Source organism: Agromyces hippuratus (genome assembly GCF_013410355.1).
GTDB lineage: Bacteria > Actinomycetota > Actinomycetes > Actinomycetales > Microbacteriaceae > Agromyces > Agromyces hippuratus.
In genome coordinates, this window is the sequence record NZ_JACCFI010000001.1 from 757053 (window position 1) to 783357 (window position 26305).

Annotated in this window: 24 protein-coding genes; 10 read left to right on the plus strand and 14 right to left on the minus strand. The window is 63.9% G+C overall.

Annotated features, from left to right (window positions below; genetic code table 11):
• Positions 1 to 41 precede the first annotated feature (41 nt).
• Both BJY17_RS03660 and BJY17_RS03665 read right to left on the minus strand, forming a co-directional pair.
• Complete coding sequence (locus BJY17_RS03660; RefSeq protein ID WP_179550170.1) at positions 42 to 539, minus strand: hypothetical protein; 498 nt, start codon at positions 537 to 539, stop codon at positions 42 to 44.
• A gap of 109 nt (positions 540 to 648) precedes the next feature.
• Positions 649 to 1146 (minus strand): glutathione peroxidase, encoded by a 498-nt coding sequence (locus tag BJY17_RS03665; protein ID WP_322789738.1) that lies wholly within the window; start codon positions 1144 to 1146, stop codon positions 649 to 651.
• A gap of 98 nt (positions 1147 to 1244) precedes the next feature.
• On the opposite strand from BJY17_RS03665, the gene BJY17_RS03670 reads away from it, so the two are divergent.
• From BJY17_RS03670 to BJY17_RS03680, 3 genes are all read left to right on the plus strand, one after another.
• Positions 1245 to 1730: a nucleoside deaminase gene (locus BJY17_RS03670; protein WP_179550171.1), complete on the plus strand. Its 486-nt coding sequence runs from the start codon at positions 1245 to 1247 to the stop codon at positions 1728 to 1730.
• 172 nt (positions 1731 to 1902) lie between these two features.
• Entirely contained in the window at positions 1903 to 2688 is a 786-nt protein-coding gene (locus tag BJY17_RS03675) for a metal-dependent hydrolase (protein ID WP_179550172.1), read from the plus strand.
• 86 nt (positions 2689 to 2774) lie between these two features.
• Positions 2775 to 3560 (plus strand): tyrosine-protein phosphatase, encoded by a 786-nt coding sequence (locus BJY17_RS03680; RefSeq protein ID WP_179550173.1) that lies wholly within the window; start codon positions 2775 to 2777, stop codon positions 3558 to 3560.
• Between the two features lie 29 nt (positions 3561 to 3589).
• Here the strand turns inward: BJY17_RS03680 and BJY17_RS03685 are convergent, their stop codons facing one another.
• Entirely contained in the window at positions 3590 to 5095 is a 1506-nt protein-coding gene (locus BJY17_RS03685; RefSeq protein WP_179550174.1) for an MATE family efflux transporter, read from the minus strand.
• A gap of 196 nt (positions 5096 to 5291) precedes the next feature.
• A complete protein-coding gene (locus BJY17_RS03690; RefSeq protein WP_179550175.1) occupies positions 5292 to 6155 on the minus strand; it encodes an endonuclease/exonuclease/phosphatase family protein in 864 nt (287 codons plus the stop codon).
• 229 nt (positions 6156 to 6384) lie between these two features.
• On the opposite strand from BJY17_RS03690, the gene BJY17_RS03695 reads away from it, so the two are divergent.
• Positions 6385 to 6576: a hypothetical protein gene (locus BJY17_RS03695; RefSeq protein WP_179550176.1), complete on the plus strand. Its 192-nt coding sequence runs from the start codon at positions 6385 to 6387 to the stop codon at positions 6574 to 6576.
• Between the two features lie 18 nt (positions 6577 to 6594).
• Here BJY17_RS03695 and arfB read toward each other — a convergent pair whose 3' ends face one another.
• Entirely contained in the window at positions 6595 to 7032 is a 438-nt protein-coding gene (gene arfB / locus BJY17_RS03700; protein ID WP_179552699.1) for an alternative ribosome rescue aminoacyl-tRNA hydrolase ArfB, read from the minus strand.
• A 96-nt stretch (positions 7033 to 7128) separates the two neighbouring features.
• Between arfB and BJY17_RS03705 the strand changes: the two genes are divergently transcribed.
• From BJY17_RS03705 to BJY17_RS03715, 3 genes are all read left to right on the plus strand, one after another.
• The gene (locus BJY17_RS03705) at positions 7129 to 7542 is read left to right on the plus strand and encodes a nitroreductase/quinone reductase family protein (protein ID WP_179550177.1); all 414 of its coding nucleotides are present in this window, start codon (positions 7129 to 7131) and stop codon (positions 7540 to 7542) included.
• Between the two features lie 157 nt (positions 7543 to 7699).
• A complete protein-coding gene (locus BJY17_RS03710; RefSeq protein ID WP_376866037.1) occupies positions 7700 to 9082 on the plus strand; it encodes a putative T7SS-secreted protein in 1383 nt (460 codons plus the stop codon).
• 65 nt (positions 9083 to 9147) lie between these two features.
• Complete coding sequence (locus BJY17_RS03715; RefSeq protein ID WP_179550179.1) at positions 9148 to 9573, plus strand: hypothetical protein; 426 nt, start codon at positions 9148 to 9150, stop codon at positions 9571 to 9573.
• Between the two features lie 177 nt (positions 9574 to 9750).
• On the opposite strand, the gene BJY17_RS03720 is transcribed toward BJY17_RS03715, so the two are convergent.
• Both BJY17_RS03720 and BJY17_RS03725 read right to left on the minus strand, forming a co-directional pair.
• A complete protein-coding gene (locus tag BJY17_RS03720; protein WP_179550180.1) occupies positions 9751 to 11070 on the minus strand; it encodes an ion channel protein in 1320 nt (439 codons plus the stop codon).
• A gap of 511 nt (positions 11071 to 11581) precedes the next feature.
• Complete coding sequence (locus tag BJY17_RS03725) at positions 11582 to 12085, minus strand: flavodoxin family protein (protein ID WP_179550181.1); 504 nt, start codon at positions 12083 to 12085, stop codon at positions 11582 to 11584.
• 199 nt (positions 12086 to 12284) lie between these two features.
• On the opposite strand from BJY17_RS03725, the gene BJY17_RS03730 reads away from it, so the two are divergent.
• Positions 12285 to 12875, plus strand: coding sequence for a DUF305 domain-containing protein (locus BJY17_RS03730; protein ID WP_179550182.1), 591 nt, complete (start codon positions 12285 to 12287; stop codon positions 12873 to 12875).
• A gap of 129 nt (positions 12876 to 13004) precedes the next feature.
• On the opposite strand, the gene BJY17_RS03735 is transcribed toward BJY17_RS03730, so the two are convergent.
• Both BJY17_RS03735 and BJY17_RS03740 read right to left on the minus strand, forming a co-directional pair.
• Positions 13005 to 13508 carry a universal stress protein gene (locus tag BJY17_RS03735; protein WP_179550183.1) on the minus strand — a complete coding sequence of 168 codons (504 nt, stop codon included), beginning with the start codon at positions 13506 to 13508 and terminating at the stop codon, positions 13005 to 13007.
• A 51-nt stretch (positions 13509 to 13559) separates the two neighbouring features.
• The gene (locus BJY17_RS03740; protein ID WP_179550184.1) at positions 13560 to 14411 is read right to left on the minus strand and encodes a universal stress protein; all 852 of its coding nucleotides are present in this window, start codon (positions 14409 to 14411) and stop codon (positions 13560 to 13562) included.
• A 206-nt stretch (positions 14412 to 14617) separates the two neighbouring features.
• Here BJY17_RS03740 and BJY17_RS03745 point away from each other — a divergent pair, with 206 nt between their 5' ends.
• Complete coding sequence (locus tag BJY17_RS03745) at positions 14618 to 16297, plus strand: sensor histidine kinase (RefSeq protein ID WP_179550185.1); 1680 nt, start codon at positions 14618 to 14620, stop codon at positions 16295 to 16297.
• Positions 16266 to 16907 (plus strand): response regulator, encoded by a 642-nt coding sequence (locus BJY17_RS03750; RefSeq protein ID WP_179550186.1) that lies wholly within the window; start codon positions 16266 to 16268, stop codon positions 16905 to 16907. Before BJY17_RS03745 ends, BJY17_RS03750 begins: the two co-directional genes overlap by 32 nt.
• Positions 16908 to 16936: 29 nt before the next feature.
• Here the strand turns inward: BJY17_RS03750 and BJY17_RS03755 are convergent, their stop codons facing one another.
• The 5 genes from BJY17_RS03755 to BJY17_RS03775 form a co-directional block, all read right to left on the minus strand.
• Positions 16937 to 17368 carry a pyridoxamine 5'-phosphate oxidase family protein gene (locus tag BJY17_RS03755; RefSeq protein WP_179550187.1) on the minus strand — a complete coding sequence of 144 codons (432 nt, stop codon included), beginning with the start codon at positions 17366 to 17368 and terminating at the stop codon, positions 16937 to 16939.
• A gap of 1722 nt (positions 17369 to 19090) precedes the next feature.
• Positions 19091 to 22192, minus strand: coding sequence for an HsdR family type I site-specific deoxyribonuclease (locus BJY17_RS03760; RefSeq protein ID WP_179550188.1), 3102 nt, complete (start codon positions 22190 to 22192; stop codon positions 19091 to 19093).
• A gap of 4 nt (positions 22193 to 22196) precedes the next feature.
• Positions 22197 to 23321: an ATP-binding protein gene (locus BJY17_RS03765; protein WP_179550189.1), complete on the minus strand. Its 1125-nt coding sequence runs from the start codon at positions 23319 to 23321 to the stop codon at positions 22197 to 22199.
• Position 23322: 1 nt separating this feature from the next.
• The gene (locus BJY17_RS18875) at positions 23323 to 24588 is read right to left on the minus strand and encodes a restriction endonuclease subunit S (RefSeq protein ID WP_179550190.1); all 1266 of its coding nucleotides are present in this window, start codon (positions 24586 to 24588) and stop codon (positions 23323 to 23325) included.
• Positions 24585 to 26153: a type I restriction-modification system subunit M gene (locus BJY17_RS03775; RefSeq protein WP_179550191.1), complete on the minus strand. Its 1569-nt coding sequence runs from the start codon at positions 26151 to 26153 to the stop codon at positions 24585 to 24587. The genes BJY17_RS18875 and BJY17_RS03775 overlap by 4 nt, the downstream gene beginning before the upstream one ends.
• Positions 26154 to 26305: the final 152 nt, after the last annotated feature.

Genomic DNA, 26305 nt, shown 5'->3' on the forward strand with positions numbered 1-26305 from the left:
GACGCGGCGTCGCCCGATGCGGCGCCGCGATCGCCTCGGGATCAGAAGAAGTCGTCGGGCGTGCCCGCTGCGCGCTCGACGTCGCGGGTGTCCTGCGCCCCGGCCTTGAGCTTCGCGACCGCGACACGGAGTCCGGACTCCATCTGCGCAGCCCATGCATCGGACTCGCGAGCGGTCTGCTCGGCGGCACGGGCGCGAGCCTCGCTCGCCTCGGCGGCGTTGCGAGCGTCCTTCACCTGCCGGAGGGCGAGCGAGATGCCGTAGTACGCCGCGACCATGGTGGCGATCGGCGCGGCGATGATCGCGAGCGCACTGATCGCGGCACCGGTCGGGCTGAAGGCGATCAGCAGGGCGAAGGCGAGGAAGAGCGCGACGATCGCTGCGAGCACGACGAGCATGAAGCGCAGGTCGCCGCTCCACTTGCCTCGTTCGGCCGGTCGGTTCGGCGTCGGCCCGTCACCTGGAGCCGGCGCGAAGTTCGGCAGTGCCGCAGTGCCTGCCGCCTCGTCGTTGGTCGGACGTGTGTACGCGTCGGACATTCGTGCTCCGCTCCCCTAGGCATTCGGATCAACCCCCCAATTGTGGGCCGGGTCGGTTGACGGGTCAAGGTGCCGCGCGGCATGCCTCAGAAGCCGACCGGCCCGGGGATCAGGCCGCCTGCGCCTCCGCGAGGCCTGCTTCGATCGCGGCGATCACCTCGGGGTCGTCGGGCTGCGTCGTCGGACGGAAGCGCTGCACCTGCCCACTCGGCTGCACGACGAACTTCTCGAAGTTCCACTTCACGCGGCCCGACTTGCCGTTGCCGTCGGCCACCGAGGTCAGTTCGGCGTAGAGCGGATGCCGATTGCGCCCGTTGACCTTGACCTTCTCCATGAGCGGGAAGCTGACACCGTAGGTCATGGAGCAGAACTCCTTGATGTCGTCGCCGCTGCCCGGCTCCTGCCCGGCGAACTGGTTGCACGGGAAGCCGAGCACCGTGAACCCGCGATCGCCGTACTCGCGCTGCAGCGCCTCGAGCTTCTCGTACTGCGGCGTGAGACCGCATTTCGACGCGACGTTGACGATCATCACGACCTGGTCGGCGTACTCGGCGAGGGAGGTCGATGCTCCGTCGATCGTCGTGAGGGGGATGTCTCTGATGTCCACGATCCGAGCCTACGTCGGGCGGCGGCAACCGAGGCCCCTTTCACATCGAATGCGAAGTCACGGTTTCGCACCGCTGCGAAGCGCGGCAGACTCGGTGCGTGGGCATCACCGACGAAGACCTGGCGTTCCTCGAGCGTGCCGTGACACTCGCCCGAGAGGCCGTGGCCGACGGTGACGGCGCCTTCGGTTCGGTGCTCGTCGACGCCGCCGGCGTCGAGCGCTTCGTCGACCGCAATCGCGAGACCACCCTCGGCGACGAGACCCGGCATCCCGAGTTCGAGATCGCACGATGGGCCGCCGTGAACCTGACGGGCGCGGAACGCGCCTCCGCCACGGTCTACACCTCGGGCGAGCACTGCCCGATGTGCTCCGCGGCACATGCCTGGGTCGGGTTGGGACGGATCGTCTACGCGGCTTCGGCGGCGCAGATCGCCGAGTGGCGCCGGGAGGTCGGCATGACGCCGTCTCCGGTCGCCGCACTCGCGATCACGACCGTCGCGCCGGGGCTCGTCGTCGACGGCCCCGTCGAGCGGTTCGCCGACGAACTCCGAACGCTGATCGTCGGCGAGGCGACGACGTCCTGACCGGTCGTGTCCGTCGAGGCCGATCGCTCGCCGGCCTCGCGACCCAGTGTCGGCGCGGCGCGATACGGTCGGTGGAGTCGGTCTCAGGCCGCGCAATGACGAGCGGTTGTGCGCACGTCGAGTACCCGCATCGGGTGACGATGCACGCCCTCGAGAGGACCACCCCACCACGATGCTGGGCGTCAACCATGCCACCAGCGGCGCCGCCGCGTGGATCGCCGTCACCGGAGCGATGCCGTACCTCACGAGTGGTGTCTACCCGCTCGACCCCGTCGGCGTCGTCGCCGGATCCTTCATCTGCGCCGGTGCGGCGCTGCTGCCCGATGCCGACCATCACAGTGCGACCATCGCGCAGTCCGTGCCGATCCTCGGACGGCTCACGGCGGGTGCGGTCGGCTCGGTCGCCGGCGGCCATCGGTATGGCGCGCACTCCCTCATCGCCGCCGTCATCGTCGGGCTCGGCGCCTGGGCGCTGACCCTCCTGACACTGACGACCGGGCGGCTCGGCACCTTCTCGCTCGGCATGATGCTCGGCTCCGCCGCCCTCATGTGCTTCGCCGTGAAGGCCCGCGACCTGGTGAACTCGTGGCTGACGGCCTGGGCCATCGGTGCGGCGTTCGGACTGGTGCTCGTGGTGCTCGCCCCCGACAGCGTCGATTGGTTCCCGTTCGCGGTCGTCGTCGGCTTCGTCGCACACCTCGCCGGAGACTTCCTCACCACCGGCGGCCTGCCCGGACTCCTCTGGCCGATCATGCCGCGTCCGCCCAGGTTCCTCAGACGGGCCCCGATCATCAGCCGCATCTGGCGCCCGAGCGGGCACGTCGCCCTGCCGGTGCTCGGCGCCACGGGGTCGGTGCGAGAGGTGGCGCTCGGAACCGGCCTCGCGCTGTACGTGCTCATCGGGGTCGCGCACGAGACCGTTCGCTGGTTCGGCATCCATCCTGCTTCACTGCTCTGACGATCACGCATCGACCTCGTCGCCCGTTCGCAGCAGCACCGCCAGTTGGCAGTCCGATCTCCGAGCCGAGCGATACGGTACCGATCATGCAGATCGACGGACTCCACAACTTCCGCGACACCGGCGGAATGCCGCTCACGAACGGGGGCACGACCCGCAGCGGCGTGCTCTTCCGCTCCGACGCCCTCTCGGGCCTGACCGACACCGGGCTCGCCGACCTCGCCGCCACCGATATCGGCGTCATCGTCGACTTCCGCACTCCCGATGAGCGGCGGGCCGCTCCGGACCGCCTTCCGACGTCACGGCAGTTCGCGGTCGTGCAGCTCGGACTGCTCGAGGGCGCCATGGCCGACATGGCACAGCGGTTCTTCGCCGACGGCGCATCGCCGTCAGCCGAGGCGCTCGCCGACGCGGCGGCGTCGGTGCCCACCCTCGGCGACCTGTACCTCGGCATGCTGCAGCACGGCGCCGCCCAGTTCGCCGAGGTCGCGCGCCTCATCGCGGCGTCGACCGATGACTTCCCCTCCGCGGTGCTCGTGCATTGCACCGCCGGGAAGGACCGCACGGGAGTGGCGACGGCGCTCATGCTCGACGCGGCGGGCGCGGAGCGCGCCGCCGTCGTGGCGGACTATGCAGCATCCGAGGAGCGTCTCGCAGGCCCCTGGGCCGACGGGATGCTGCAGATGATCGCGTCGTTCGGACTCCCGCTGACCCCCGAGCTGCGCACCCTCGTGACGGGCACGCCGCCCGAGGCGATCGAGCGCGCCCTCGAATGGGTCGACGGCGAGTACGGCGGCGCCGCCGGCTACCTCGTGTCGGGAGGGTTGACACCCGATGAGCTGACCGGCCTCCGGGCGCGCCTCGCGGGCTGAGGGCCGACAGCCCGGCTGTTCGAGCCTGCCTACCTCGCCGAAGCCGAGTCCGAGTCCGAGTCGCGGGCGCGGCGACGCCGTGTGGCACGTCCCGGATCCTGTGCGGGGATGGACCCGGTCACCACCGCGTCGACGTTCATGGAACCGTCGACCGGGCCGACGATCGGAATGGGCGTGGTCGGCGTCGGGGCCAGCGGCTCGACCCGCATCCTGCCGAGGCGTCGGTGCTCGATCACGTAGGCCGGAACGAGCAGTGCGATCGCACCGAGCCATGCGAGCGGGTTGCTCCACACCACCCCGACGAAGCCGAACGCCGATCCGAGCACGATCGCCGCGCCGACCCGCATGACGAGCTCGACCACCCCGGTCACGGTCGGTGCCACCGTTCGGCCGAGGCCCTGCAGCACACCGCGCAGCACGAACAGCACGCCGAGTGCCGAGTAGGTGAAGCCGTCGACGACGAGCATGTACGCCGCGGCATCCACGACCGCTTCGGATCCGTCGCCGACGAAGACGCGCACCAGCTCTTCGCTGAAGATGATGAGCGGGGCGCCGATCGCGATGGCGGCACCGATCGACATCCAGGTCGCCTGCACCACCCCGCGTCGGATGCGGTCGGGGCGTCGACCGCCGAGATTCTGAGCGGCGAACATCGACGCCGCGAGGCCGAGGGACGACAGGAGCGCCACCGCGATCGAGTCCACTCGCGATGCCGTCGTGTACGCCGCCACCGCATCGGCGCCGAGCTCGTTCAGCGCCACCTGCACCGTGAGCGTACCGATCGCGATGATCGAGGTCTGGAAGCCCATCGGCATTCCCAGACGCAGGTGCTCCACCAACTCGGCACGCGACACCCGCCAGTCGGCGCGGCGCACGTGCAGCACCGGGATCCGCCGGCGGATGAAGTCGAGGCACAGCACGACCGACACGGCCTGCGAGACGACCGTCGCGAGGGCGGCCCCGGCGACGCCCCACCCGAGCGGGCCCACCATGAGCACCACGAGTGCGATGTTCAGCAGGCACGAGAGCGTCAGGAAGACGAGCGGGGTGCGTGAGTCGCCGATCGCGCGGATGACCGCGGACAGGTAGTTGAAGAACATGACAGCGGATGCCCCGACGAAGCTGATCTGCGCGAACACCGTCGCCTCCGCGAGCAGTTCTTCGGGTGTCTGCAGCAGCTGCAGCGCCGGGCCCGCGATGAGCGGCGCTCCGATCGTGAGGACGACGCTCATAGCGCCGGTGAGGAGCGTGCCCGCCGCGACCGAGCGGCGCACGGCATCGAGGTCACCCGAACCGAACGCCTGCGCGGTCGGGATCGCGAAGCCCGAGGTGACTCCCCACGCGAATCCGAGCAGCAGGAACAGCAGTGACCCGGTCGCGCCGACCGCCGCGAGCGAGTCGATGCCGAGCTGCCGGCCGACGACGATCGCATCGACCACCTGGTAGAGCTGCTGCACCACGTTGCCGATGAGCAACGGAACCGCGAATACGAGGATGACCCGCCACGGGGCGCCAGTGGTCAGGTTTCGTGCCATGTGCTTCTCAACGGTTCGGAGCGGGAAGAGGGCTGCGCGATGTTTGCGCTACCACACGCAGTATATCTGCGCCCCGCGCAACAGAATTCCACCGCGCTGCCGCGAGCGTCGCGTCTCCAGCCGGTCCCGGCAGATCACGATCGCCGACGGCCCGGGCCTGAGCCCGGGCCGCCGAACTGTCATGCGTCTGCGAAGATCAGCGGACGTCGGGCGCCTGCTCGGGCATCACCACGATCCTGCTCAGCACGGGCAGGTGGTCCGTGGCCTCGGGCTCGTCCATGAGCACCCGGGCGAGGACCGGACGCACGGAGTCGGAGACATAGATGTTGTCGATCCGAGCGTGCGGGTCTTCAGCCGGGTGGCTGAATCCGTCGCCGTGACCCGCGACCGTCCACGCGTCGGTGAACGTGGCGTCGAGGACGGCGAGCTCTGGTGCACCAGGCTCGGCGTTGACATCGCCGACGACGATCGCAGGATCGTTGTCGCCGACGATCTCGACGATGTCCGCCGTCTCCTGCATCCGATCCGACTGGAGCCGGTGGTTCAGGTGGGTGCTGTAGACGTCGACGGTCACGCCGTTCACGTCGAGCGCCGCATGGAGGAGTCCGCGAGGTTCCTCACCCGGCGAGGTGAACAGGCGCGAGTTCTCCGAGGACACGATCGGGTACCGGGAGAGGATCGCGGTGCCGTACTGCACTCGATCGGTGCTGCCTGCGGGCGCCGGCTTGTCGATGTTCGCACCGAACACGACGTGGTAGCCGAGCAGTTCGGCCAGCTCGGCGGGCTGGTCGATCCACTGGCTGCGTGCCGAGTAGTGGCGGTCCACTTCTTGAAGACCGACGACGTCGGCGCCGCTCTCGCGGATCACGTCGGCGATGCGCTCGAGGTCGAGCACACCATCGGTGCCCTCGGCGTGGTGGATGTTGTACGTGAGCACGTCCAGTACGCGAGCGCCGGTCCGGTCTGCTGCATCGCCCGGATCGGCAACCGCAGAGCCGCCGACAGCGGCAAGGGTGAGGGTCGCGGCAAGCGCACCGCCGGCGAGAATACGTCGGAGCATGGATCGTCCTTCGAAGGTAGGGAAACAGGGACGGGCCCGATTCTCTCCGTTCGTCATTGCCCCGCGGTGTCCCAGGGGTGAACTCAGGCGGGCAGATCGGGCACGAAGGCCCGGGCACCCGAATGCGGCCGATGTTCGGCGGCGGGAGCGAGGCGACCGCGCAGACTCTCGAGGAGTCGCTCCCCGGGAACGGTGCCGGCGGCGTATCGTGTGGCCGGGAGGTCGAGAGATGACTGACAGGAGTTCGAACGCCGGGTGCTTCGCCGGCGGCGGTGCGATCTACGGGCTCGGGATCATCGGGGCCTGGGTGTTCTTCTTCCAGCAGGCCGATGCGTTCTGGGCCTTCGTCTGGGCGTTCTTCCAGGGCATCTTCTGGCCGGCGTTCATGGTGTACGAGGTGTTCCGGACGCTCGTCGAGTAGCGCGGCCGTTCCGAATGTTCAGTCGTGCGGCCGACGACGGAGCTGCTTGACGTCGGTGCGCCGCTTCTTCGCTGCCAACCGCCGTTCCTTGGCACCGCGACTCGGCTTGGTCCGTCGTCGCGACGGTGACGATGGCCGCAGAGCATCAGCTACGACGTCGGCCAACCGAGAGCGCGCAGCATCCCGGTTGCGCAATTGTGCACGATGTTCGGATGCTGCGATCGTCAGCACCCCGCCGACCAGGCGACTGCTCAGACGCTCGAGGAGTCGCTCCCGTTGGAGTGGAGAGAGAACGGTCGAGCCTGCAACATCCCAGGTGAGCTCGACTCGCGAGTCGGCGGTGTTCACACCTTGCCCGCCGGGACCCGACGACCGCGAGAAGCGCCACGACAGCTCGGCCTCGGGGATCGTGAGGCCGGCGTCGATCCGGAGACCGGGGCGATGGGCAGCGGGCATGGTTCCATCATCCTCGTGTGCTCGATCGATGGGCACGCAAACGGATCGGCCTCTGCTCACCGGAAGATTCCGGGCTGCGGCTGCGTTGTCCGTTTCATGGGTTGGAATGACGATGTCGTAGAGACGTTCCGCAGCAGCAAGGGCACCGAGAACCACTGGGGTCCGAAGCTGATCATCTTGCACTCGATCGGGGCGAGGTCGGGTGAGACGCACCTGAATCCGGTCGTCGGCTTCCGCAACGAGCACGGATGGCGCGTGGTGGCGTCGAAGGGCGGCTCGCCCGAGAATCCCGCCTGGTACCACAACCTGCGAGCGAACCCGTCATTCGAGATCGAGGCGCTCGTCGACGGCGAGATCGTGACGGTGCCGGTGACGGCGACCGAGATCGCCGGCGACGAGTGGCAGGAGGCGTACGGCGCCATCGCGAGCGAGGAGCCGCAGTTCGGGGGCTACCTCGACAAGACCGATCGCCGGATCCCGGTGCTGCAGCTCACCCCGCGCACGGACTGACGAGACGCGGCACTTCGCCAACGGAGTCATCTCCGCTCTCGAACCGGGAAACACCCAGCTTCAGTGTCTCCGATGCGCGAAGAGTGACCTGCGGCGTCGACCGACAGGTCCTGCGCGCCGAGTACCACCGTGTTGACCGCAACGCCATCGACGTCGAGTGGGTCGAGCAGACAACGAAGCTGATCGGCGCCGAGCAGTTGACGTTGACGCAGGCGGCCGCAACACATGGAGCGCTCTCGGTTGCGAGCCGTCGGAGGCTCACAGAGTGATCGACGCCGGACCCGTCACGCTCGACGCGACGTTGTTCTTGCCTGGTCGCCCGGGCGACGTCCGCGATGCGGCCGACTCATGGAGAGCCCAGGCGATCGGTCTGGAAGCGGTCGCCGTGGAGATCCGCCGTGTCTCCCTGACCGATATTTGGGACGGCCCAGCTGCTCGCACTGCATCAAGACAGATCGCCGAGCACGCGGACAGATGGCAGACGGCGGCGGACGTGTACCGCGAAGGCGCCACAGCCCTTCACACGTACGCCGAGGATCTCGAGGCGGCGCAGCGGCAGGCAATCCGTGCGGCCGACCTGTTCGCGAGGGCCGACGCGGAAACCAGGCGGACGGCATCGCTCTACGAGCTCGTCGTCGATGAAGCGCGACGCACCGCTGCGGCCACGGGTGCTCCGTTCGTCATCCCCCGAGAACCGTCGGATGAGCATGCTGAAGAGATGCAGCGGCAGGCGATGCGCTGGCTCGCGGAGGCTCGCGAGGACCTGGATACCGCCGCGGCGCGCTGCTCCGCCGCCCTTGCTGACCACTCGGTGACCCTCGAGGGTCTTCTGCGTAGGCTGCAAGGCGTTGCCCTCGCCGCCCTGCTGGTACAAGAGGAGACGCTGCGTCGGGTGGTCAACGACACTGCGAGCTTCGGCGCCGCGCTGCTCCAGAACCCCGATCTGCTGCTCGAGCTGCTCGGCGGGATCGGCGGGATGGCCGGCGGTGGTGCGTTGGTCCTCGGTGGGCTCGGCTGGTCAGTCGTCCCAGGCGGGGTGATCGCCGGCGGTGGTGAAGCGGTCGTAGCGGGCGGGGTGATCGCCACCGCCGGTGCTGGCCTCACGGGCACAGCGATGAGCGGGCTCGATCAACAGGCCTCTGGTCCGTCGAAGGTCGAAATCTGGGAAGCTCGCGGACCAGACCGCGGCGATGGCAGGTTCGTCGATGGGACCTACTCAAACGGCCGTGATGCCTATTACGACTCCAAAGACGCTGAACGGCGAATTCTCGACCGCGTCGAAGCGCAGCTTGGCGTCCCGGTCGAACGACGCCAGGTGAAAGCCCATGTGGAGGGCGAGGAGCAGGACGGCAGGTTCTACGACGGACTCGTTGACAACGGTGACGGCACCTACACCGGCCTGGAAACGAAATCGGGGAACGCCGGCTACAGCGGTCCACAGAAACGCTTCGACGAATTGGTTTCGCCGGAGAATCCGGCAAATGCCATGCTGGACGGTAGGTCGATCAAGATCACGCGAGTGATCGTCGAGTTCGAGTAGACGGAGCTTCCCGCGTGCTTAGCGATTATCCGACCCATGTTGCGACGTGGAACGGCTTGAGCTCGATGGACTTCGTCAATTGGTTCAAGCCGTATCGCGATCAGCTCGTGCACGCCATCGGGCGACTCGATGGAACCGAGAACTTCGCGTTCAAGCTCGGAGCTCTTCCTGAGGGGAAACGGTTCAACGAGCTCGGGAGCAACGGCTGGCGCCCGGACCAGTACGTCCAGTGTGCAGGCCGAGCAGACGCGCTCGCGATCGAGGTCCGCCGGCAGAACCTGGATGGTTCCTTTTCGCAGCTGGCTGTTGGTCGCGGCGGTCCGCGCGACGGTGAACCGGTTGTTCGGGTGCCCTATGGCGACGGGCACTCCGTTCTCGTCTACGACGACGAGGTGTTCGGGCAGGCCGAGGCGGTCGAGATCTTCCACAGGTACTTCCAAACCGGCGAGGTCGGTGAGGCGTACATGCTGCGAGAGATCGACCTCGGTTGACGGGCGTCGGGCCCGTCTACCAGGGCTCCGGCATGCGCTCCCTCAACGGGTCATCTGCCGGAAGCCCGACACGATCCTCCAGCGCGTAACGGTGGTATTCGGGCGGCAACCCCAACCGCTCACTTGCTCAGGGACCGGCGGAGATCGCCTCCTTCTCCGTGTTCTCAGCGACGAAGGCTACCTGTCGTGGGCCGCAGAGTTTTCGGGAGCACTCGGGGTTGTGGGGTCTTCCGATTCGGGGTCGGGTGGCACGATCCGGAATTCGGGTGCGCGTGAGACGAGCAGCCATGCCGGCAGGACGATCACGCAGAGCACGGGCAGCAGGGTGATGTCGGACGGGATGGCGACGCCGAGGAAGATGGCGAGCCATCCGTCGCGTGCGACGACGAGGATGACGCCGAGGATGCCACAGGCCACAGCCAAGCCGAGGGGCAGGCCGGGGATCAGCACGTGGCCGAGCATGCCCAGCGCGACACCGATGAAGGTGGCAGGGAAGATGCGGCCGCCACGGAAGAGCGCCCCAGCCGCCACCAGCAGGGCGAGGATCTTGATGCCGGCGATCACGGCGAGCTGGGTGCCGTCGTAAGCGCCGGGATCCTGGAGCAGCTCGCCGATCTGATCGAGGCCCTTGAACATCGTGATCGGGCCGCCGATGAGGCCGAGGATGCCGAGCAGGAATCCACCCACGAGCGGGATGAGGATCGGATGCCGCAGCGCGTGCAGTCCCCGCCAGAGGATCGGGAACGCGACGAGTGCTGCGAAGCTGACCGCGACGGCGCCGCACGCGACGAGGGAGCCGGTGAGCAGGTCGATCGCCTGCGGGCTGCCGTAGGTCGGGAGATCGAAGGCCAGCGGCGGAGCCCCGAGCAGGTGCATCGTGATCGCCCCGGCGCCCGCGGCGGCGACGGGAAGGAAGAGCCGGTCCCACAACGATCCGCCGCCCTTCGCGGCCGCAACGATGCCGGTGAACAGCAGGGCCGCCGCCACCGGAGTGCCGAACAGCGCACCGACCGTCGCTGCGCCGGCGATCAGCACCGCGATCTGAGTGGGAACCTGCGGAAGCAACCGCGCGAAGAGGGCGACGATGATGCCGACGTTGATGGCGATGATCGGGTTCTCAGGGCCGAGGCTCACCCCGCCGGCGAGGCTGAGCACGGTCACGACCGCGAGGCCCGGCAGCACCCGCAGGCGCAGCGGCGGCGAGATCAGCTCCGTCGTCGCCGAATCGGGTCCGCCGTGGCCGGGCAGGTAGCGCAGCCCGATGCCGACCGCGAGACCCGTGAGCGTGAGGATCAGCACGATCCACCAGCCGTTCGGGTCGACGTCGAGCACGTCGGGCAGCGTGTCCCAGAGCACACCGCTCAGCAGGTCGGCAAGCTGCTCGAGGGCCCACAACAGGAACGCCGCGAAGACTCCGAGGGCGATCGTGGGGATCGCGAGCAGCAGCATCCGTCGTGGCGACGCGCCGCCGTCGGTCGGCGTACGAGCGAGACTCATGGGTCGGCTCCTCCCCCGTGGCACGGTCACCTGACGCTCTCACGAACGCTCCGCGACGCGCGACCTCCCCCGCGACGAGCGTAGCGCCGGGCACCCGCGACAACCATCACCGGTTGTCCGTCGCCAGTCCGAACAATGCCGCAGCAGTTGCGGATCGCTCGGAATCTCGCGGCGATACGAGGGCCGCACACAGGCTTCGGAAGCAGAAAACCCCCGAAGAACCGGAGTTCTTCGGGGTGATTGGTGGATCTGCGGGGACTCGAACTCCCTGGCAGACATTGAAGTGCGAGTCTGCGCCGTCTGTGGTTGTGGATACCGGCAATTGAATGGACGAATCCGCGATCGCGACGGATCGGCCTTCCAGTTCGATGTGAACCTTTGGCGTTGCCTGTGGTTCAAAAGGGACTCGAACGCACGCAGGGATGTGGAGGCCCGGTGGGCGAATCGCCGAACGATCCGCGCGGCGCAATGAGAAGTCCGTCGTGAACCGACCAGGCCCCGAGCGATCCCATCACGTCGCGGTCAGCGCCGCACCCCATTCGCGCGCACGCTCGAGTTCGCCGTCCGCGACCGGCCCAGAGTATCCGTGCACACCAAACGACTCTGGCTTGACGGCAGGACGGAAACCCCGGCCCACGAGCTTCTTCATCGCCTTCTTCGCCGCGGAGCCTGGCAGCCGCGGGGCGACCGTGCGCGTGTCGAACGTCGCGACCATCACCGGCGACGGCGGCGTCATCAGCCCGTCAATCCATTCGCGGATGCCGCGCTCCGGAACGGTGTTCGCGCCCTGTTGGCGTGCCGAGTCCCGCGTCGACGCCTTCGACATCGAGAACGCGTGAGTGGGCCCGCCGACCACGAGGAGGTCGATCCTCTTTGGGAGCTCCTCCGCCGCTGTCGCCGCTTCGACCAGCTGGACGTCATCGACCCCCTGCTGCGTCCGGATCCCATCGGCGATCGATCTGGCGATCTCGCCAGTGTTCCCCCACAACGTCTCATACACCACCAGTGCGCGCATGACCAGCTCCCTCCGGTTCCGCTCGTCTCACGTTATGGCGCGCGAACCGCGGTGCTCGGGACCTTCGACCCGCGCGACGAGAGACCTCGCGCTCGTGGGACCAACGGCACTGTCCGTCCGGGCGGAATCGAGGAGTGTGGGTGTGGGCTCTCGCGCCCCGTCCGCCGCGTGAGGAGCGACTACACGAAAGGACGACGCCATGTTCGCCCGCAGGTATCGCGGTGCAGGAATCGCCGCACTCGTCATTGCGACGGGGGCTGCCTTGGCGGCGTGCACCATCAACATCGGGAGCCCCGACACTGACCGCGATCGCCGATCAGGGATGATGAGCGACACCGATTCAGCGGCCTACGACCCCGCTGACTTGATGTTCGCCCAAATGATGATTCCGCATCACCAGCAGGCCGTCGACATGTCGGAACTCGCGATCGAGAAGAGCACCGACCCCGAAGTGCTCGCCCTGGCCGAGCAGATCCGGGATGCCCAGACCGTCGAGATCGCGCTCATGGAGGGCTGGCTCGAAGATGCCGGGGTTCGCATGCCCATGGGAGACCGCATGCCCATGGGCGGAATGCTCAGCGATGACGAGATGACCGCACTGGAGGATGCGACCGCCGCCGAGTTCGACCGCCTCTACCTCGAGGGCATGATCGACCACCACGAAGGTGCGATCCTGATGGCCCGGATGATCCTGGACTCCGACAACCCCGAGGTGCGGGCGCTCGGTGAGGCCATCGTCGAGAGTCAGACCGCCGAGATCGAGCTCATGACGCAGATGCTGGGCGAGTAGATTCCAGCCGCGAGAGTCTGAATGCTCGCCCCTGGATGTCGCGGGGGATGATGCGGACCCATTGGTTCTTCGCACCGGGTGCCCAGGTGGTCACACCCAGCCGTTCGGCTGCCCGCCTCGGGTTCGCGATCAATCCGGTGGGATCTGCGACCTCAACAGCAACTCGTAGCTCATCGAGCCGAGCAGGAATCGCGCCACTGCGGAACCGCCGTAGTCGATACCCACGTCGATGGTCTCGGCCAGAGTGTCGCAGTGCATCTGCTCGTATTCGGCGAACTCGCCCGCGTAACCCGCCAGATCCTGCTCCCACATCTTGGGAGCGGCCCAGGCATGCAACAGGGTGATCGGCTGACGCGTGGCTTCTGGGTTATCCGCGGCAACATGCACGACCTCCTGACCCGGGGCCGAGCCATCGATCTCGGCCACCACTCCGAGTTCGGTATCTCTGCTCGCCACATCTGAGACGACCGCTACTGTGCCACCTCCGTGTGTGCCGGCGAGGCGTACCCCGACCGACCAACGACCGACGTGGACGAGCACCAATTGCGTGTCACCCGCGAGCGCGGCCGCCCACTCCATCGCGTGCCCGGCTGCTGGGGACCCGTCCATTCCGACCACGATCCGCTCGAACATGGCGTACTTCCCTTCTCTCCTCTTGCGAGATCTGTCTGTGTTGCTTCGCTATCAGCGATTGCTGCTGACTGCACGTTCCAGAACGAAGGGCACGATGAGGACCGGCCCGCCGAGATTCATGACCAGATCGCCGACCGTCCGCCCGAGCGGCCGGAAGCCGCGGGCCCCGGCTTGCGTCGGCCGCCCGGCGATCGTGAGCACCGCGCGGCCGGACATCGAGGCGAGCGTCTCGCCGGCGGAAGCGCTCGCGCGCCGGTGCGTGATGCCTGCCGGTACGCCGAGGCGCTCGGCGAGCTCACCCGCGCGCTCCAGTGCTTCGGAACTGACGGCGGCCGAGGTGTCGTTCGCCCGGACGAGGATCAGAGGTTGGTTCCGGCGTTGCGCTTCCGCGACCGCAGTTCGAACGACGGCTTCCTCCCCCGGTGCACCACTGACTCCGACGACCACTCCGCTGCGATGCCCACCGGATGCGACCGGCACGATGGAAACCGGCACCGGGGACATCGCAGCGAGTTGCATCGCCCGCGTACCGAGGGCGAGCCCATTGAACGAACCGACCTTATGCGTGCCGATCGCGACGGCGGCGTAGTCGGCGGCCTCGCTCGCGAGCGCGAGCATCGGCGAGCCGATGGAGTACTCCGCCGTTACCGGAACCTCGGCTGCATGTTCACGAGCGAACTCCAGCTCGCGAGCAGCAATAGCAAGGGCTTCCGATTCCAGTTCGGTGATCGCGCTGGCTCCGACGGCACCCCACTCGTCGTCGACGACCAGCAGCAACGCGACCTCGTCGCCGGTGTCGCGAGCCTGCTCGATCGCCCAGATGATCGCAGCCCGACTCGCGATCGAGCCGTCGACGCCGACCAGTATCCCTGTCGCCACGAGAAGTTCCTTCCTGCAGAGCATGACACTTCGCTTTCACAGCGTCGCGCGGCTCCCGCTGACCGTCTGGGCCATTGGTCCTATACGCTCTGATGCCGCAGACGAGTCCCGGTGGTAACCTGCGGGCATCACAGCGGAGGTGCCGTGCGAGTCCTCGATCATCCCCAATCTCCGACCGGCCTCCGTCGGCTCCCGGGCGCACGTTGCACGAACTGGCTGAACGAGCCGAGATGGTGACGCAAACGCAGCAGGGACTTCGGGCGCTGCTTCGAGCAACTCGAGCGGTCGTAGAACTCGAGGAACTCCCGGTCGTGCTCGAGCGCATCGCCCGGGCGGCCGTCGAACTCGTCGACGCCGAGTACGGCGCACTGGGAGTGATCGCCACCGATCGCGACGGACTCGAGTCCTTCATCCACGTCGGCATGTCGACCGACGACGCAGCCGCGATCGGGCACCTGCCCGAGGGGCGCGGTGTCCTCGGTGCACTCATCGACGACCCGCATCCGATTCGATTGCAGCACATCGCCGACCACCCGCGCTCGGTCGGGTTCCCAGCTGAGCACCCCCACATGGACGCGTTCCTCGGTGTGCCGATCCGTGTTCGATCCGAGATCTACGGAAACCTCTACCTCACGAACCCGCGGCGCGGCGGATTCACCGAGGAGGACGAGGAGCTCGTCACCGCGCTCGCGGCGACGGCGGGGTTCGTCATCGCCAACGCGCGACTGTTCGAAGAGACCCGACTCCGACAGCAGTGGGCGGCCGCTGCCGCGCAGATCGCCTCCACCCTGCTCGAGTCGTCGAGTGAATCCGCCCTGCCCTTGCTCGCCGATGAACTCATCGGGCGCACAACCGCCGACCGGGTGTGCGTGGTCCTGCGGGGCGACGAACCACTGACCGTCCGTGTCGCAGAAGCACGCGGCGACGGTGCAGACGAACTGACTGGGCGTGTGCTCCCGGCGATGCGCACAGCCGCGTCGGTCGTGTTCGAGCACGGCGAGCCGCGCACCCGTCCGGGAGGAAGGCACGATCCGGACTCCGACGGCTTCGCGATCGTCGAAGCGGATGGCAACGCCGGAGCGGTGATGTTCCTCCCGCTCCGCAGCGGATCCACGACGTGGGGCGTGCTCGCGGTCGCGCGTCGGCCGGGGCGTGCGGCATTCAGCAGCGCTGAGCTCGTGCTCGCCGATGACCTCGCCGGGCGCGTGGCACTTTCGATAGAGCTCGCCCGCGCGCGCGAACAGCGGCAGCGTACGTTGCTCGTCGAAGACCGTTCTCGCATCGCACGCGACCTGCACGACCACGTCATTCAGGAGTTGTTCGCCACTGGACTCGAGTTGCAGGCGGTCGCCGAGTCCGTGCCCGACCCCAGGATATCGACCCGGCTCCAGATCGCCGTCGCGACGCTCGATGAGAGCATCGCACACATCCGAACGATCATCTTCGCCATGACTCCGCGTGATGGGCGCAGCCAATCTATCCGTCACCAGGTGCTCGATATCGCCGCGGCCTACTCGAACGGGCTGCCCCACCCGGTCGCGGTGAGCTTCGCCGGCCCCGTCGACCTCATGATCACCGGCCCGCTCGCCGAGGATGTCACAGCAGTGGTGCGGGAGCTGCTCACGAACGCCGCGAAGCACTCGTCGGCATCGAGCGTCCAACTCGGAGTCGCCGCCGAGCTCGGTCACGTCCGCGTCTCCGTCGAGGACGACGGGGTGGGCTTTCCCCCGGACGGCAGACGGAGCGGTCTCGCCAACCTCTCGGCCAGAGCCGAGGCGCTCGGGGGAACGTTCCAGACCACCTCGACACCCGGCCACACCGCCTCGATGTGGTCCGCGCCCATCGAAGAGGAACGCGATACGTGGAAGGGAGCGCAGGATGACGAGAGTGTTTCTCGTCGACGACCATGAGATCGTCAGACGTGGGGTCGCGGAGCTGCTCGAACGCGAGCACGACCTCGAGGTCGTCGGCGAGGCACCCGACGCACGTCATGCGCTCGCACGCATCGCGGCGCTCTCCCCCGACGTCGCACTGCTCGACGTCCGATTGCCCGATGACGATGGCATCGACCTGTGCCGAGAGATCCGATCCCGGTACCCCGCCGTCCGATGCCTCATGCTCACTGCCTACGACGATGATGACGCGGCGATGGCAGCGGTGCTCGCCGGCGCGTCGGGCTATGTGCTGAAGACGATCGCCGGTGGCCGTCTCGTCGAGGATGTCCGTGCGGTCGCTGCTGGCCGCTCGCTCCTCTCCCCTGCGCTGATCTCGAAGCTTCGCCCCCCAGCGACTCCTGCCGAAGGCCGCGACGACCCCAGGTTCGGCTCGCTCAACCTGCGTGAGCGACAAGTGCTCGCGCTCATCGCCGAAGGACTCACCAACCGGCAGATCGGCGACCGCCTGTCCCTTGCCGAGAAGACCGTGAAGAACTACGTCTCCGGGCTGCTCCGCAAACTCGGGCTCGAGCGGCGCACTCAGGCAGCGGCGTTCGAATTCGAGCGGCACGATCCGCACCAGTGAGCACCGGTTCTCCGACGACCCTCAGCCGTTTACGACCCGAGGCGCCCTGGAGGGAGCTGGAAGGCGCGGCCGTGCACCTCGTCAGGGGTGATGCGAACCCAGCGGTCCTTCTCCTCGGGAGCCCACGGCGAGACGCCGAGGCGCTCGGCCTCGAAGATCTCAGCCTGCCGATCGAACTCCTCTGCCTGCCCCTTCACGACGACGCTGAACGCTTCCGTCTCGTCTGTGCCGTCGACCTCGAATGCGATCCGATGGCGGATCGTGAGTTCGAGCAGCTTCGTACCGGGAGACGTGCGGAACACGATCGTTCGATCGTCGACCGCGTGGTTGACAGGGAAGATGTCGACCTCGCCGCCCGCCGCGGCTGCGAGGCGGCCGTACGGCGCATCGGCAATACGCTGCCAGCACTCCTCTTCACCCATGCGGCGGGTCGGAGCGCGCTCGTCGAGTGTCTCGTCCATAGGGTCATGATGCGGTACTCGAACCGAACTGCCTGGGCCGAAGGTCCCACGTCCGCAGACAACCCGCATCCCTCGTCGACGCGGGACCTTCGGTCCGTTCCAGCCACCATCTCTCCAGAAGGCTGACGCATGAGGAACCATCGTGGCAGACGTTACTGATCACCGAGGCATTCGTCGCGTTCACCGCGTTGCTCGGTGGACTCGCGCTCATCGTCAGGTCAGTCGATGCGACGTTCGAAGTGGGACTGACGCCGCCGACAGGGTAGCTCGATGGGTCGTGGTTCGACTCCTACAACGTTCCTGGTCTCGGACTCGCAGGAATCGTCGGCGGGATCCATGCGCTCGCCTTCGTACTCGTGCTCCGTAGCCGACCAATGGCGATGGTCACGGCAGCGGCAGCGGCAGCGGCAGCGGCGTACGCAATCCTCATTTGGATCTTCGTGCAGATGATCCTGATCCCGTTCAGCTGGCTGCAGGCCGTCTATTTTCGCCGCAGGCGCGTTCGAACTCGGACTCGTGCTTCAGCTTCTCGGGCTCGTGAGACAGCCGCGCCGCACACGGCCCCGTGCTGTACGGCCCCCGGTTGATGCCAAGCGCATCGTCCGACGTGTCGTCGAAGAGGTCTTCGACGCATCGCCCCAGACTGGGCCAGTGCGGCGGGTGTTTCTCGGATCGGTCGGCTACGCCGTGGCGACCAACGCGCGCTGCGCGACCGTCGTCAGGGCATGCCCTCATACGTGACGTTCTTCGTCGGAGTCGATGATCCGAGAATCAGGGCTGAGGTCACCGAACGGACCGAGCGGCGCAGAATGGTCCTCGATCGAGGCCATCAAAGTTCGACGTGCTGCCGCGTTGGACCCGGCTCGCGTCCGGAGCTTGCCCTAGATGCCATCGAGACACCTGAAGCGCAGCGTGCCGCGCACCCGGCCGTCGGGAATGCCCTGATAGGTGACCTCGCCGTACGAGCCAGGCGCTAGTTCGATCCGTGCCATCGGAGTCGCAGTCTGCCAGATGCGATGGTAGGCCGCTTCCTTCGACAGCTGCGTATTCTGCGCAGCTTGTCGACGGTGAGACAGTCCCCGAAGCTCTCGATCAGGCGAGCCGGCGGGGCGGTGGACGGAACGGATGTGCTCATACTCCTCATGAGTGCGGCACAAACCCTGTTGTTTCGTCGTCCGATGTGATCCGCTGTGGATCGCTGTGGAACGGCGTCCGAGACCAAAAGGCTCCAAAAGCCCTGCTCCAATGAAAACAACCCCTGAGAACTTGACGTTCATCAGGGGTTATTGGTGGATCTGAGGGGACTCGAACCCCTGACCCCCTGACAGACGTTGAAGTAAGAGTCTGCACCGTCTTTTGTTGTGGATGCCAGTAATTATACGAGGTACGCCGGTGAACGCGTCGGATCGGCCTTCCCGATGGATGTGGTTCTTTGGTCTTGGCTGTGGATCAAAAAGGACCCAAGTGGGCCCCAGCGTGCGGGCGCCGGTCGTCTCCTAGCTCTATCAGAGCCGCCGTCCGGGATCACACCAGCGGAGCGAACACGAACGTGGAGCTCTGGTAGTCGATCGCCGTTCCCGTTCTCATCCGAGGCTTAGGCACGGAGTACATCCTTCCAGCAGTGACGAATCACCACAGGTCAGGAGTCAACCGAAGCTGCAGCAGTCTCATCGATCAACATGCGCATTTCAACTGCGCCGTTCGCTACAGAAGAGACTCAGCTCAGATCTCGCCGCCAACACCTTTGAATTTTTCGACGAACGCAGCCAACTTCTGGAAGACACTCTGCTTTCTAAATAGATACTCCGGATTGAGTGGGCTCATTCTGGGAAGAAGCGCGTTGAGTTCGGTGCCGTTCTCGCTGACGAACTCTCGCCTCAGCGAGGCGCTGATGTAGCGTCTGGCCGCTTCCGCATCTAGCGCTTCATCGTTGATCAGCTCCTGCGCTTCGCGCTGCTGCTCCAACTGGGCAAAGCTGAAGAATGCTTCGATTGCGCTGGCCTTATCTGCCAGCGTGTCCAAGTCGGTCTGATTGATGAAGTCCACCACGAGGCTTTCCTTCGCCCGATTGCCGAGGCTAGCGCGAATCATCCGGCGCACGTCCTCGACCAGAGACACCTTGTCCTTGGTCTTCTTGTTCTTCTCAAAGATCAGCTCCAGGATGTAGTCAAGGTTTATCTCCTGGGACCTAAGCAGATCCACTTCGAACACCACATCATCCCAATCGATGCTGGAATGTACTTTCTCCTCCGAGGCCTTCTCGCGGCGTAGCCAGTCGCGGATGTCATTGTAGGTGGAGCGGTAATCCTGAATTGTCCGATCGGCGGGAACCCGGATCTTCTGCAGTACCGCCAGGTCGTCGTCGCTCAGGTAGTGCGTAGCCTTAAAGCTATCGAGAGCCTGCGGGTCGCTTGTGTCGACGCTTTTCAACTCCTTGAGGATGGCGAATTCATCGTAGTTCTGCAGCACGTTCTCCACCCGCAGGTACTCACCGAATAGCTTTGCAAAAGCCTTCTTGTCGGACTCTTTCACAATGTCCGCGGGCTCAGGAAATCTCTGCTCAAGTTCGCTCACTACGTCGACGAATCCGCGTCGGGCTTCGCCTGTGGCTACGTCAGTGAAGCCCTCCATGTACTCAGTGAAACTCTTCTCCAGCACCACATTGCGGGTGTTCTTGTCGCCAAACAGCGTGATGGCGTCGACGGTTGCATCTTCCAAGTCACGGAAGGCCACGATATTGCCGAAGGTCTTGGTGGAGTCGAAGATGCGGTTGGTACGCGAGTAGGCCTGAATCAGACCGTGGTACCGCAGATTCTTGTCCACAAACAGGGTGTTCAGCGCTGGCGCATCAAAGCCCGTCAGGAACATCCCAACCACGATAAGCAGGTCCACGTCCCGGTCTCTGACGCGCTTTGCCAGGTCCCGGTAGTAGTTCTGGAAGCCTTTACTGTCCACACTGAAGCTGGTCTTGAACTGTGCGTTGTAGTCGGCAACGACTGCGTTCAGGAACTCTTTGGCGCTCGTGTCCAGGGCTGACACTTCGAAACCTTCATCTGCGATCTCACCTAACGCATCCTGCTCCTCGTTGGCAGCGTACGAGAAGATTGTCGCAACCCGCAAAGGCTTATCGCTGTCCTTCTGCAGGGTCCTGAAAGCTTCGTAGTAGAGCTTCGCCGCGTCAACACTACTCACGGCAAACATGGCATTGAAGCCGCTGGCGCCCGCTTGCAGGCGGTGAGTCTTCTGCCGGAAGCTGGAAAGGATGTACTCAGTGATTTCACGGATGCGATCTGGGTGCAGCAATGCCTGCCGATTCTCCGCGGCGCTGAGCTTCTTCTCGTCCTGCTCGCTCTCGATGACCTTGAACTGCGGACGAACATCGCTGTAGTCCACCTTGAACTTCAGAACCTTGTCGTCGCGAATGGCATCGGTGATGACGTATGAATGCAGTTCTCGGCCGAAGACGCTTGCTGTGGTGTCCGCGCCCTGAGCGTTCTGCGGGAAGATTGGGGTACCGGTAAAACCGAACTGGTAGAACTTCTTGAACCTCTTGGTCAGGTTCCTCTGCGCCTCGCCGAACTGACTACGATGGCATTCGTCGAAGATGAAGACCACTTGCCGTCCGTAGATTGGCAGATCGGTTTCGCTCTTCATTAGGTTGTTGAGCTTCTGGATAGTTGTGACGATGATCTTGCTGTCGTCCTTGTCCAGGTTGCGCTTCAGCCCCGCCGTGCTGTCCGAACCGTTCACACTATCGGGCGAGAACCGCTGGTATTCCTTCATGGTCTGGTAGTCCAGATCCTTGCGGTCCACGACGAAGAAGACTTTGTCGATGAAATCAAGCTCAGTCGCAAGGCGCGCGGCCTTGAAGCTGGTCAGAGTCTTTCCCGAACCAGTCGTGTGCCAGATGTAGCCTCCGCCTTCGGTGCTGTTCCAGCGTTTGGCCTGATACGCACTCTTGATCTTCCACAATATTCGCTCGGTCGCGGCGATCTGGTACGGCCGCATGATTAGCAGCGTATTGCTAACGTCGAACACCGAGAAGTTCAGTAGCACGTTAAGCAGTGTGTGTTTCTGAAAGAAGGTGGCGGTGAAGTCCTTCAGGTCCTTGATCGGGCCATTATCTGCCTTCGCCCAGTTCATGGTGAAGTCAAAGCTGTTCTTGTCGCGCTGGGTTGTGTTGGCGAAGTAGCGCGTGTCAGTACCGTTGGATATTACAAACAGCTGCAAATATCTGAACAGAGAGTTTTCGCGGTTGAAGCTCTCCTTGCTGTAGCGGTGCACTTGGTTAAAGGCCTCGCGGATGGCCACGCCCCGCTTCTTCAACTCGACCTGGACTAGTGGGAGCCCGTTGACCAAAACGGTCACGTCGTACCGGTTAGCGTGACTACCGGCTTGTTGGAACTGCTTGATCACCTGGATCTTGTTGCGGGCAGTGTTCTTCTTGTCGAGCAGATAGATGTTCTGGATGCGACCATCGTCGAACACAAAGTCATGGACGTAGTCGTCGTGAATTTTACGAGTCTTCTCGATGATTCCATCGCTCGGCTTATCAAGCCAAACTTCTACAAAACGCGTCCATTCGCTGTCTGAAAACCGCGCACCGTTCAATGATTGAAGCTGCTCACGGACATTGACCAGCAACGATTGTGGTGTTCTGAGATCTGGTAGGTACTCATACCCGAGGCCGATAAGGTCGTGAAGCAACTCGCGCTCTAGATCAGACTCACTTTGGAAGCTTTCCGCCGCCACCCACTCTTTGACGTACCGGTCAAGAACGATGAAGTTGCTAGATTCGGCGATGGGCTTGGTCTGTTCAACCACTCTGTTACTCCTGCCAATAGCCGTAATTGTCAATCAGATTGTCCAGCAGGAACTTGACCGTCTGTTTCTCTTGAGGTGTCGGTTCCGCAACCGCTTCATTAGATAAAGTGCTATGACTCGTGAACTGGATAATGCGGTTCAGGTAGGCCTGCTTGTCGTCGGGCAGAAGCTCCGACCATTTCGGGTGACCCAGGAAGCTTGCAGTCTTCTCGTAGATGTTGCGCAGAAGAGTGAAGTGATATCGCTCGATTTGATTAGAAGAGATTGCTTGCTCAAGCGTTCTCCGGAGATGCAGGTGGTACGAGAAACTACTGTTCGAATCCCCGTTCTTGGCCTCGAGAGCGAAAGTGCCGTCCTCGAGACGCTCGAACAAGTAACAAGTCTTCGTGTTGAGTTCGTTGAACAGTACGTTGTAAAACAACGGACTGTGGGTAGTGATAACAAAATTTAGCCCTGGCGGGCTTGTCTTGATCAAACCCGCAAGATTGACGGCCAACTCGATCAGATGGTTGTCATCCAACGAACTCACCGGGTCGTCGATGAACACATATTCAAGCTGATCAAACTGGCGGGTCTCGCGATCTTCCGCTTCGGCGACATTGAGCGTGCTTATGGCCTGGTCCAACAGCGTATAGAAGACACTCCAGATGAAGTTGCTTTCTTCACCCTTTGAAATCTTCAGGCTGCCGGTGCTTTCATCGTCGCCGCGCTCTAGCGAGAAGGTAATTTCAGTGAAGTCCTGATTGAAATGTGGGGTCAGTTTGTCGTTGGCGTAGCGCTGAAAGTATCTGACGATGTTTCCATCTTGCCCAAGCTCTCTGAGTAGCGCGAGTAACCACTCGGTAAACGAGTTGGGCTGAATCACCAACTTCGGAGCGGTGTCCATCTCAAGGTCATTGTCCCAATAGAACAGGTCTTCGGTGAACGCACTGTAGTACAGAATCTTCGTGCGGGGCGGGTCGGGTCTATCGGCGGATCCTTCGTCGCTACCCCAGTCCTTAGGAGCAACAAGCTGCTTGAACTCACGGGAAAGACGCGTCTTACCGGTGCCGTTGAAGGCATAGATCAGCTGCACCTTTTTATCGGTGTCTCTTAGCTGGCTAGCAATTTCTGTGAGCGTCTGGCCCATATCAGGTCGCGTCCTCCTCCGATTGCTTGAAGGCGAGTATCCTGTCGCGGTGGTACTCATACTGCGTCCGCCGCGCAGCTAACTCGGCGGGGAGGCTAGCACGGAGGTCGTTGACGATTACTTCGAACGACCGAAGTTCGGCGGCGGTGGCCCGCTGTTCCTCTATCGAAGGCAGAGGGATCTTCCATGCGAAAAAGTCCTGCGAATTCACAGCGGCCATCGATCCATCCGTACGCACGCACTGGCCACGGATCTCTTCGCTGTCAGCCCTCAGCACCTGATAGACGTACTCAGCATCGACACCTTCGCGCGGGGCCAGTGCACGCATGTCCTGGTTGAAGGTCGTGTCAACCTTGACCAAACCGATAGGTAGCCGGCGGCGCAGAATATTGGAACGCATGACCACGGCAACGGACGGAGCGGGCACGATCCTGAGAGACGTCTCGTCCAAGGCGGCTTGGGTCACTCGGCCCCGAATATCATCCGTAGACTCATCGCTGATATCCATCGACGCAAGCCAAGGAATGTCTCCATTCGCCCAGTAGCGCGGGTCGCTCTTGGACGGGGTCACACCGCCCTGCCACTTGCCGAGGCTCGCTAACGAGGCGCTCGCGGCGCCGATGCGCCGCAGCACCACGCGGCGATAGAACACATATTGTTGTTGGCGGGCTTCAATCTCAGCTTCCAACTCGGCCTCGAGCTGCGCTTCGAGCAGGCTGAACGCGTCAAGTATTTCAGCGACCACACGTTGCACCTGGACCGGCGGGACCGGGATCTTGACTTCCATGAAACGCGGCTTCGAGATGTTTATTCGTGTAACTCCGTTGGCGGTTCCACGAATCTGCTTCCTGATCGACTCACTACGAAACAAGTGCTTTGCGAATTCAGGCTCCAGCGAGTCACTCCGGTTCGGCCGGACGATGAAACAGAAGCTATTGACGTAGATGGGCTCCGACGGCTCAGCAGTAACAACTGATGACATCCCGACCTCGTCGAATGACTCTGACGAGCCGGTGAAGAGAATGTCTCCACGCTGAACAGAATTCTGTTGTTCACCTTCTTTGACCTTGACAAAGTCTGGGGCTTCGAGATCCAAAGCAGGGTTCGCGAAGATATTCCGGTACGAGGCAAAGCGGGCGTTGCCGTCATGGAAATCTGCTTTGCTCTTGCCGCTGAGTCCTGGAACTGTGGTTGCCAGTTCAGAGAGTTGCTTGTACTCGACTCCATTCGGGCAGTGCTCTGCAACGAGTTCGGCAAGGCGGCTCACTCTGAGCCCTCCAACTCAGCAACGATCACGTCAATCGAAGTACGCAGTTCGACCTGGCGTGAGACAAGTCGTTCGATGCGTGCATTGAGTTCGGTGATATCGACAACTTCGCGGGTGTCCTCGGCTGCCACATAACTACTGACCGACAGGTTGTAGCCTTTGTTGGCTACGGCGTCGTAATCCACCGACGCGGCAAAATACGCGACATCGGCCTTGCTCCCGAACACTTGCATGATCTGTTGAATGTGCCCGGGATTCTCTTGGTCCTCATCATCCGTGAGTACGTTGTAATTGACTGCTTTCTTGAACAGCCCGCTCGCGTCGATGAACTGGATCAGAGTATCCGTCTTGTGCTTGGAGAGCACCAGAATGTTGACCGCGATGGTGGTGCCGAAAAATAGATTCGGCGCCAACGCAATCACGGTCTCTACGTAGTTGTTGTCTACGAGGTATTGGCGGATTTTCTGCTCCGCGCCGCCCCGATAGAAGATGCCAGGGAAGCAGACAATAGCGGCACGCCCTTTGCCGGACAGATAGTGCAGCGCGTGCAGCACGAAAGCGAAGTCCGCCTTAGATTTCGGTGCCAGTACTCCTGCGGGCGCGAAGCGATCATCGTTGATGAGAGTGGGGTCGTCCGAGCCGATCCACTTCACTGAGTACGGGGGGTTGGAGACAATGGCGTCGAACGGCTTCTCGTCGTCAAAGTGTGGTGTGCGCAGCGTGTCGCCGAGCTGAATGTTGAATTTGTCGTAGTTGATGTTGTGCAGGAACATGTTCATCCGCGCCAGGTTGTACGTAGTGTGGTTGATTTCCTGGCCAAAGAATCCGTCTTCGATGATGTGGGAGTCGAAGTGCTTCTTGGCTTGCAGTAGCAGAGATCCAGATCCGCAGGCCGGGTCGTAAATCTTGTTGACCTGGGTTTGCCCGTGCATGGCCAATTGCGCGATGAGTTTGGAAACGTGCTGCGGGGTGAAGAACTCACCGCCAGATTTGCCGGCGTTGGCGGCGTAATTGGAGATGAGGAATTCGTAGGCGTCACCGAAAAGGTCGATGTGGTTGCCCTCGAAGTCGCCGAAGTCAAGCTCGGCAACGCCTTTAAGCACCGCGGCCAGGCGGGCGTTCTTCTCTTTGACGGTGTTGCCGAGGCGGTTGCTAGTGGTGTCGAAGTCAGCGAACAGGCCTTTGATGTCCAGCTCGGACGGGTAGCCGCTGGCGGATCCTTCGATGGCTGTAAAGATGTTGGCGAGATCCGTATTTAGAGCTTCATTGGCTGGGGCAGCAGCGGTCACGTTGGCGAACAACTGGCTGGGGTAAATGAAGTAGCCCTTTGTCTTGATGGCATCGTCCTTGATGTCATCAGGTATCACATCGTCGGACAGTCGCGAGTAGCGGATGCTGTCATCCCCACCCTCGATGTAGCTGGAGAAGTTCTCGCTGATGAAGCGGTAAAACAGCGTGCCGAGCACATACTGCTTGAAATCCCAGCCATCGACTGCACCGCGCACCTCATTGGCGATTTGCCAGATCTGGCGTTGCAGGGCGGCGCGTTGCTGAGTGACATGCATAACTTTGAAGTGTACTTCGCGCTTCCACACGCCCTCGGCCCGCGCGTCGCAGGCTGGGCGACTTCGCTCCTGGTCTGGCTGTCGGAACCGCTGGAGAATGTGCGCATCTCAGCGCCTTGTGCCTTGGGGTGTTCTCCCTGATGGTGACCGCT